A 1,004-nucleotide genomic window follows, 5' to 3' on the forward strand; every position below is an offset into this window, starting at 1 on the left:
GATCCTGGCCTCCTGGCACGACGCCGAGCAGTCCCGGCGCTCGGTACCGGTCTACTTCGCGCTGCTGCTCGTCCTCGAGTGCACGATGATCGGCGCCCGGTCAGCACCTTGGTGTACGCCGCGAGCGCCCCCGGCACGGCAAGTTCCCCGGTCTCCTCGCCGGCGTCCTGGCGCCGGTCGTCGACCAGCAGCAGCTCGGGATCCGGCAGCTCGTCGAGCTGACCGGCGAGGGCGTCCAGCAGCGTGCCGAGGCTGGGCCGGCCGAGCGTGGGCACCACCACGCTGATCACCGGGCACCGCCCAGCGCCCGCCGGTGCACCGCGAACGGGCCGAGGGCGAGCAGGTCGACCGGCGCGGAGCCGAAGAGTTCCATCGCCTCGCGGGGGGTGTCCACCATCGGCCGCCCGGCGGTGTTCAGCGAGGTGTTCACCACCACGGGCAGGCCGGTACGACGCTCGAACTCGGCCAGCAGCTCGGCCACCACCGGTTCGGTCTCCGGGTGCACGGTCTGCACCCGGGCGGTGCCGTCGACGTGGGTGACGGCCGGGATCCGGTCCCGCCACTCCGGCTTCACCCGGTGCACGAAGAGCATGTACGGGCTGGGGTAGACGCCCTCGAAGATCTCCGCGAAGCGTTCCGCGCGAACCATCGGGGCGATCGGCCGGAACTGCTCCCGGCCCTTCACGTCGTTCATCCGGCGGGTGGTGTCCGGGTCGCCGGGGTGGGCCAGCAGCGACCGGTGGCCCAGCGCCCGCGGGCCGTACTCGCTGCGTCCCTGGTACCAGGCGATGATGCCGTTGTCGGCGAGGACCCGGGCCGCCTCGGCGGCGATCGACGCCGGCCGGGTGTAGGGCAGCGCCGCCCGGCGCAGCTCGGCCTCCAGCTCCTCGTCCGACCAGCCGCGGCCCAGGTCCGCCCCGGCCATCGCGGTGGACCGGTCGCCCAGCTCGCCGGCCACGTGCAGGGCCGCGCCCAGCGCGGTGCCCGCGTCGCCGGCCGCCGGC

At 74.8% G+C, this 1,004-nt stretch carries 1 protein-coding gene and 1 pseudogene; both read right to left on the minus strand.

From position 1 onward, the window contains the following. Positions 1–290: pseudogene (locus tag ACWEVO_RS37145) on the minus strand (hypothetical protein); the annotation flags it as partial. Continuing rightward, a partial coding sequence (locus ACWEVO_RS37150; protein WP_452312045.1) for a carbamoyltransferase C-terminal domain-containing protein occupies positions 287–1,004 on the minus strand: 718 nt, incomplete at its 5' end. The gene ACWEVO_RS37150 and the pseudogene ACWEVO_RS37145, both read right to left, overlap by 4 nt.

Source organism: Micromonospora sp. NPDC003776 (genome assembly GCF_053605645.1).